This window comes from Roseomonas sp. TAS13, from assembly GCF_001950415.1.
Classification (GTDB): Bacteria; Pseudomonadota; Alphaproteobacteria; order Acetobacterales; family Acetobacteraceae; genus Roseomonas; species Roseomonas mucosa.
The window spans coordinates 1-6776 of sequence record NZ_BDLP01000239.1 but is presented as its reverse complement, the minus strand read 5'-3'; the positions used below and the strand labels follow the sequence as shown (position 1 = coordinate 6776).

Annotated in this window: 8 protein-coding genes and 1 pseudogene; 6 read left to right on the top strand and 3 right to left on the bottom strand. The window is 71.3% G+C overall.

The genetic code is table 11. The features are described from left to right. Positions 1 to 4: 4 nt before the first annotated feature. Positions 5 to 148 carry a hypothetical protein gene (locus tag ROTAS13_RS27250; protein WP_171979126.1) on the bottom strand — a complete coding sequence of 48 codons (144 nt, stop codon included), beginning with the start codon at positions 146 to 148 and terminating at the stop codon, positions 5 to 7. A gap of 138 nt (positions 149 to 286) precedes the next feature. On the opposite strand from ROTAS13_RS27250, the gene ROTAS13_RS16715 reads away from it, so the two are divergent. The 6 genes from ROTAS13_RS16715 (at position 287) to ROTAS13_RS16690 (ending at position 5665) form a co-directional block, all read left to right on the top strand. Further along, positions 287 to 481, top strand: a complete 195-nt coding sequence (locus tag ROTAS13_RS16715; protein ID WP_058389783.1) for a twin transmembrane helix small protein — start codon at positions 287 to 289, stop codon at positions 479 to 481. Positions 482 to 629: 148 nt separating this feature from the next. Then, the gene (locus ROTAS13_RS16710) at positions 630 to 1379 is read left to right on the top strand and encodes an electron transfer flavoprotein subunit beta/FixA family protein (RefSeq protein WP_019461986.1); all 750 of its coding nucleotides are present in this window, start codon (positions 630 to 632) and stop codon (positions 1377 to 1379) included. A gap of 1 nt (position 1380) precedes the next feature. Next, positions 1381 to 2307 (top strand): electron transfer flavoprotein subunit alpha/FixB family protein, encoded by a 927-nt coding sequence (locus ROTAS13_RS16705; protein ID WP_019461987.1) that lies wholly within the window; start codon positions 1381 to 1383, stop codon positions 2305 to 2307. A 97-nt stretch (positions 2308 to 2404) separates the two neighbouring features. Beyond that, the gene (locus ROTAS13_RS16700) at positions 2405 to 3280 is read left to right on the top strand and encodes a 3-hydroxybutyryl-CoA dehydrogenase (RefSeq protein WP_075822896.1); all 876 of its coding nucleotides are present in this window, start codon (positions 2405 to 2407) and stop codon (positions 3278 to 3280) included. Positions 3281 to 3374: 94 nt separating this feature from the next. Beyond that, positions 3375 to 4505: a DUF898 family protein gene (locus tag ROTAS13_RS16695; protein WP_079253527.1), complete on the top strand. Its 1131-nt coding sequence runs from the start codon at positions 3375 to 3377 to the stop codon at positions 4503 to 4505. A gap of 140 nt (positions 4506 to 4645) precedes the next feature. Then, complete coding sequence (locus tag ROTAS13_RS16690; protein ID WP_171979127.1) at positions 4646 to 5665, top strand: M48 family metallopeptidase; 1020 nt, start codon at positions 4646 to 4648, stop codon at positions 5663 to 5665. On the opposite strand, the gene ROTAS13_RS16685 is transcribed toward ROTAS13_RS16690, so the two are convergent. Both ROTAS13_RS16685 and ROTAS13_RS16680 read right to left on the bottom strand, forming a co-directional pair. After that, a complete protein-coding gene (locus ROTAS13_RS16685; RefSeq protein ID WP_019461991.1) occupies positions 5652 to 6155 on the bottom strand; it encodes a pyridoxamine 5'-phosphate oxidase family protein in 504 nt (167 codons plus the stop codon). The genes ROTAS13_RS16690 and ROTAS13_RS16685 overlap by 14 nt on opposite strands. Before the next feature lie 125 nt (positions 6156 to 6280). Beyond that, positions 6281 to 6776: pseudogene (locus ROTAS13_RS16680) on the bottom strand (glycosyltransferase family 39 protein); the annotation flags it as partial.

Here is a 6776-nt window from a genome sequence, read left to right as displayed (position 1 = left end):
GTGATCAAGAGACAGGCTCGGCCGGCGCCATCTGAGCCAGCGCCATCCGGGTCAGTGCCCCCGGGCTGGCCAGGGGAAGCGGCAGGGCCAGGATCAGGCTGGCCAGGAGCAGCAGGGCCAGAAGCCTGGCGAAAGGGCGACGGGGCATGGTGGCGCCTTGGACCGCGCCCCGCCGTGCCGGTCAATCGGGCATCGCCGCCGGGCACCCTCGCCAGCCATGCGGGCGTCCGGCGGCGATGCGGGCCGGGGCGTTGCACTCCGGCCGTTCCGGCACAACTCTGATCGCATGATCACGCTCCTCACCATCCTGGTGGCGCTCGCCATGCTGGCCACGCTCGGTGTCCTCTTCGCCGGCATGATCGGCATGGTGGGCGGAACGGGGGCCGGGGCGCGGTCCAACCGGCTGATGCGCTGGCGCGTCGGGCTCCAGGCCCTGGCGCTGGGGCTCTTCGCCCTGCTCCTGCTGCTGACGCGCCGCTAGGGGGGGGGGCATCGTGGCAGGGGTTCCCCGCCTTGCCAGCCCGTAATTCCCCGTCCTATGGTCCGCGGCACCTGGTCCGCCGATGCGCGGGCCGATCCTCCGGCGGGCACTGGTCCCGCCATCGTCTCGGGAAACGGCTGGAAACAAGATGAAGCTTCTCGTGCCCGTGAAGCGGGTGGTGGACTACAACGTCAAGGTACGGGTGAAGTCGGACGGGACGGGCGTCGAGACGGCGAACGTCAAGATGTCGATGAACCCCTTCGACGAGATCGCGGTCGAGGAAGCGGTGCGCCTGAAGGAGAAGGGCATCGCCACCGAGATCGTGGCGGTCTCCGTCGGCCCCACCCAGGCGCAGGAGCAGATCCGCACCGCGCTCGCCATGGGCGCCGACCGCGGCATCCTGGTGGAGCAGGAGGGCGTGGTCGAGCCGCTGGCGGTGGCCAAGATCCTGAAGGCGCTGGCCGGGCGCGAGCAGCCGGGGCTGATCGTGATGGGCAAGCAGGCCATCGACGACGACATGAACGCCACCGGCCAGATGCTGGCGGCGCTGCTGGGCTGGGGCCAGGGCACCTTCGCCTCGAAGGTGGAGATCGCCGACGGCACCGCGAAGGTGACGCGCGAGATCGATGGCGGGCTGGAGACGGTGTCGCTGAAGCTGCCGGCGGTGGTGACCACCGACCTGCGCCTGAACGAGCCGCGCTATGCCTCGCTGCCCAACATCATGAAGGCGCGCAAGAAGCCGATCGAGACGGTGAAGCCCGCCGACCTGGGCGTCGATGCGGGCCCGCGCCTGACCACGCTGAAGGTCGAGGAGCCGCCGAAGCGCCAGGCGGGCGTGAAGGTGGGCTCGGTGGCCGAGCTGGTGGACAAGCTGCGCAACGAAGCCAAGGTGATCTGAGATGAGCGTCCTCGTCCTGGCCGATCACGACGGCGCCGCCGTCAACCAGCCGACCCGTTCCGCCATCGCCGCCGCCCGGAAGCTGGGCGGCGAAGTGCATCTCCTGGTCTCCGGCCCCGCCGCCGCGGCGCAAGCCGCCGCCGGCATCCCCGGCATCGCCAAGGTGCTGCATGCCGAGGGCGACGGGCACATGCTGGCCGAGCCGCTGGCGGCGCTGCTGGTGCAGCTGGCGCCCGGCTACTCCCACCTGCTGGCCCCCGCGACGGCGGTGGGCAAGAACGTGATGCCGCGCGCCGCCGCGCTGCTGGACGTGCAGCCGGTGAGCGACATCTCGGGCGTGGTGGATGCCGATACCTTCGTGCGGCCGATCTATGCGGGCAACGCGCTGGCGACGGTGAAGTCGGCGGATGCGACGAAGGTGATCACGGTGCGGGCCGCCTCCTTCGACCCGGTGCCGGCCGAGGGCGGCTCCGCCCCCGTGGAAAGCGCGGCGGCGGCGGCCGATCCGGGGGTGTCCAGCTTCGTGGGTGCCGAGATCGCGAAGAGCGAACGCCCTGAGCTGACGGCGGCGCGGGTGGTGATCTCGGGCGGCCGCGCCATGGGCTCGGCGGAGAACTTCGCGATCCTGGACAAGCTGGCGGACGGGCTGGGCGCCGCGGTCGGTGCCTCGCGCGCGGCGGTGGATGCGGGCTATGCGCCCAACGACCACCAGGTGGGGCAGACCGGCAAGATCGTGGCGCCGGAGCTCTACATGGCCTTCGGCATCTCGGGGGCGATCCAGCACCTCGCCGGCATGAAGGACAGCAAGGTGATCGTGGCCGTCAACAAGGACGAGGAGGCGCCGATCTTCCAGGTCGCCGACTACGGCCTCGTGGGCGACCTCTTCACCATCGTGCCGGAACTGACCGCCGCCCTCGACAAGGGCTGAGCAGCGGCGGGCTTCGGCCCCCGTTCCGGAACCGCCCCGGCCCGCGGCTCCCGCGGGGCGGGGCGGCGCTGCAACATCGCGAGAGGGAGAAGAGGCTTTGGAGATCGCTTCCGTCGGCGTGATCGGCGCCGGGCAGATGGGCAACGGCATCGCGCAGGTCTGCGCCGTGTCCGGCCTCACCGTGACGCTGGTGGATGTCAGCGAGGCGGCGCTGGAGAAGGCGCGCGCCACCATGGCGAAGAACCTGGACCGGCAGGTGGCCAAGGGCACGATCCAGGCCGCCGACAAGGAGGCCGCGCTGGGGCGCATCACGGCCGGCACCGACATGGCGGGGCTGGGTGGCTGCGACATCGTGATCGAGGCCGCGACCGAGCGCGAGGAGCTGAAGCGCAAGATCTTCGCCGGGCTCTGCCCGGGGCTGAAGCCGGAAGCGATCCTCGCCAGCAACACCAGCAGCATCTCCATCACCCGCCTGGCCAGCGCGACGGACCGGCCGGGTCGCTTCATCGGCATGCACTTCTTCAACCCGGTGCCGGTGATGAAGCTGGTGGAGGTGATCCGCGGCATTGCCACCGAGGAGGCCACCGTGCGGGCGGTGGAGGCGCTGGCGAAGCGCCTGGGCAAGACGGTGGCCTCGGCGGAAGACTATCCGGGCTTCATCGTCAACCGCATCCTGCTGCCGATGATCAACGAGGCCGTGACCGCCCTGCAGGAAGGGGTGGGCGACGTGGTGTCCATCGACACGGCCATGAAGCTCGGCACCAACCAGCCGATGGGGCCGCTGGAACTGGCCGACTTCATCGGCCTGGACACCTGCCTGTCCATCATGCGGGTGCTGCACGAGGGGCTGGGCGACAGCAAGTACCGGCCCTCGCCGCTGCTGGTGAAGTATGTCGATGCCGGCTGGCTGGGCCGGAAGACGGGCAAGGGCTTCTACGACTATTCGGGCGAGACGCCGAAGCCAGCGCGTTAGGCAAAATCCAGAAAAAGAGATTTTGCCTATACACCTTTGGGTTGCACCAATGCGATAATTCTCCGGACGAACGGTTCGGAGAGCGATTCGAAGGATGTCCAGCCAGGGACCAGTGCCGGAGCATGCCCCGGGGGCCGCGCCCGGCCACCGCCTGCGCTATGACGGGCGGCTGGGGGATCTCTACCGGATCTTCTTCCTCAATCTTCTCCTGACCGTGCTGACCCTCGGCATCTGGCGCTTCTGGGCCCGCACGCGGCTGCGCCGCCATGTCTGGCAGCACCTCAGCCTGGATGGGCAGAGGCTGGAATATACCGGGACGGGCGGAGAACTGTTCCGGGGCTTCCTTCTCGCCCTTCTCGTGATCGTCCCGCTCCTGTTCGCCATGGGCCTGACGCAGATGCTCGCGCCGGAGGCCGCGCGGCTGGCTTCCTTCGCCCTCTACCTGCCCGCCGGCCTGCTCGGCTTCGCTGGTGCCTTCACCGCTCGCCGCTATCTGCTGAGCCGCACCCTGCTGAACGGGGTCGCCTTCCACCTGTCCGGCTCGCCCTGGCGCTATGGCGCCGGGATGCTGGGACGGATGTTCCTGAGCTTCCTGACCCTGGGCCTCTCCCTGCCCTGGATGGCCGCGACCTCGCTGCGCTGGACGCTGGGCGAGACATCCTATGGCACGGCGCGGTTCACCTTCACCGGCCGGGGCGGTCAGCTTTTCCCGTGGTATCTGCTGGCGGCCCTGCTGGCCGCCATCCTGACCTTCGCCGCCGTGGCGGCCTTCCTGCTGCCGCCCATCCTGCAGAACGCGGCGCTCTTCCAGGGCGGGGGCCGGGTGGACCCGGCGGTGCAGGATGCGCTCGGCAAGCGGCTCATGGTGCTGATGCTGCCCGTGGGCGGGGTCTTCCTCCTGTCGCTCCAACTGGCCGGGTCGCTGATCCAGGCTGCGCAGTGGCGCCTGACGGTGCGGAGCACGAGCCTGGAGGAACTGCGCTTCCGCAGCCGGCGCGGCACCCTGCGCGTCGCCCTGTTCCTGTTCGACAATGCGCTTCTCGTCTGGCTCAGCCTGGGGCTGCTCTGGCCCCTGGCGCAGCACCGCTCCCTCTGCTTCTTCGCGGACGACCTGCTGCTGTCCGGGGAGATGAGCCTGGCGCGGGTGTGGCAGGCGGAAGGCTACCGCCCCGGCCATGGCGAGGGGCTGGCGGATGTCCTGGGCGCCGGGGCCTCGGTCTTCTGAGAATGGGCGCGGACAGGCCGGGCGATGGGGAATGGGCCGCCACCCTTTATGACGGGCGGAGCGCGGCCGGTTCCCCCGCGATGGTCCGCCTCGCCGATGGGGAGCTTCACATCCGGGTGGAGGGCGGAAACGGGCATGGGATGGCCTGGGCGCTTTCCGGGCTGCGCGTGACCCTGGATCTGCCGGGCGAGTTCGGGCTGTCCTGCGCCTGGGGCAGTTCCCGGGACGGCATGCGCCTGCTGCTGTCCGGCGACAGGGCGAAAGCCCTTCGTGACGCCCTGCGGCGCGAGCAGGGCTGGACCCGGCAGCACCGGCGGCGACGGGTCGTGGCCGCGCTTGGCGTGCTGGCCGCCTGCCTGGTGCTGCCCGCCTTCCTCTTCGGCGGCCCGGTCCTGGCGGATATGGCGGCTCGCCTCGTTCCAACGGCGACGGAGCGGTCGCTGGCGGACCGGATCCTCGCGGACCACCTGTCCATGCCGCGCTGCACGCAGCCGCAGGGGCAGGCCGCGCTGGACGGTCTGGTGCGAAGGCTGGCGCCGGATCTGGCGAATGTCGAGGCGATGGTGCTCGATGGCCCCGCGGTGAACGCCTATGCCCTTCCCGGCAGGCGCATCGTGCTGATGCGGGGGCTGCTGGACCAGGCCGGGGACAGCGCCGAGGTGGCGGGAATCCTGGCGCACGAGCTGGGCCATGTGTCCAGGAATCACGCCATGCGGGCCCTGGCGCGTGCCATGGGGCTGCAACTGCTCACCGGCTACGTGACCGGCTATGCCGGGATCAGCGCCCCGGCCGCGGGGGCGGCCGTCCTGTCCGGAAGCCGGGGTTTCGAGGCCGAGGCGGATGTCTGGGCCGCCGCCGCGCTGGAACGCAGCGGGATCGGCACCGGGGGGCTGCGCGATTTCCTGACGCGCATCGCCGACAGGGAAGGGAGGGAGCCGGCGATCCTGGGCTATCTCAGCACGCACCCGCCCACGGGCCGGAGGTTGTCCGACCTGCCGCCGGTGCCGGCGCGTGGCCCAGCCCTGGACGATGCCTCCTGGGCGGCGCTTCGGGGGATCTGCGGATCGCGTCCGCCGGGGAGCCGGCCCGTGGCACCGCCACGGGACGGGCTCTGGGACCGGGCCGCCCGGGACCGCCCAGAGGAGATCAGGCGAAGCTGACCTTGGCATTCTCGCCGCCCTGGGGCGGCTTGCCGGTGGCCATGGCCTTCACATAGCCATAGGCGTGCAGCATCTTCGAGGAGGGCGCGTCCCAGTACTCGGCGCCTGCCACCTCCACCGCGATCAGCGTCAGCGAGGGGTCCTCCGGCCCTTCCGGGAACCAGGCGCGCATGCCTTCGCTCCAGAGTTCCTTCTGCTTCGCGGGGTCGGTGAAGCTCTTCGCCTCGCCGGAAAGGCTGACATAGTCCTGCTTGCCCGGCTCGGCATAGGACAGCAGCACCCGCGCATCGGCAGCGATCTCCCGCACCACGGGGGAATCCTTGCGGGCGAAGAACCACAGGGTGGTGTCGAAGCTCTCCTGCTGCGCCCACATCGGCCGGCCGCGGAAATGGCCCTGGGCGTCCAGTGTCACCATGGTCGCCACCTTGATGTGCCGGATCATGTCCCAGACCTTGTTCTGGGCATCCCGGTCGCTGCGGGTCTCGACCATGCGCGTTCTCCTCAAAAAGCCGGATATGCGCGCTAACGCCCGCCCCGGCCCGGGGTTCCCCGGTGTGGGCTCCCCGGTGTGGGCTCCCCGGCGCGCGGCTCCCCCGAGCCGGGACGCGGGCCCCGCTACGGCGCCACGGTCACCAGGGAGAGTCGCACCCGCCGCCCGCGCGTGTAGTTGTAGCCCTCCACCGCCCCGGCCTCCCGCGCCCGCATCCCGGCGGCGGCCAGCGCGGCCTGGAAGGCGGGCGCCTCGCGGGCCTCGACGGCCACGAGCCGGGTCTCGCCCTCGTTGCGCCCGGCGGCGAGGAAGGCCACCGCCGCCTGCCCGCTGTCCAGCAGCGTGACGCGCGTGCCCAGCGAGAAGATGGCGGAGGGCTCGTGGAAGCCGAGCAGGCCTACGCGTTCCGGCGGCAGCCCGCCGGGGATGCCCCGCCCGGCCTCGGCCACGGCCTGCGCCAGGTGCGGCGCCACCCAGGGCGCCTCCAGCCGGGGGAGGGTGGCCTGCATCACCACCCATTGCAGCGGGACCGACCAGAGCACGGCGGCCAGGGCGGCGCGCGGCCAGCCCTGGGGCCTGGCCGCCCCGCCCGGCCGTGGCATCGGCGGCTGGCCGTTGCCG